The 252-nt window shown below is 73.4% G+C and carries 1 protein-coding gene; it reads right to left on the bottom strand.

The window, feature by feature from the left end; translation table 11 throughout:
* Positions 1-252, bottom strand: a 252-nt coding sequence (locus tag RMT89_RS44425; RefSeq protein ID WP_315889434.1) for an AIR synthase related protein, incomplete at both ends; no start/stop codon positions are given.

Raw genomic sequence — 252 nt, forward strand, 5'->3', positions numbered from 1 at the left:
GCGGCTCCCCGCGGCACCACCTTCGTGTCGCCCGCGACGATCGCGACGCCCGCCGCGTCGGCGGCGCGCCGCATGTCGGCGGCGACCTCCCGCAGCACATCGATCGACAGGCCCTCCTCGATCACGAACGCGGCTGTGATCCACCGCGGCACGGCGCCGGTGACCGCGAGGTCGTTGACGGTGCCGTTGACGGCGAGGTCGCCGATCGAGCCGCCCGGGAAGCGGATCGGGTTGACGACGTACGAGTCGGTC

Source organism: Streptomyces sp. P17 (assembly GCF_032436805.1).
Taxonomy (GTDB): Bacteria; Actinomycetota; Actinomycetes; order Streptomycetales; family Streptomycetaceae; genus Streptomyces.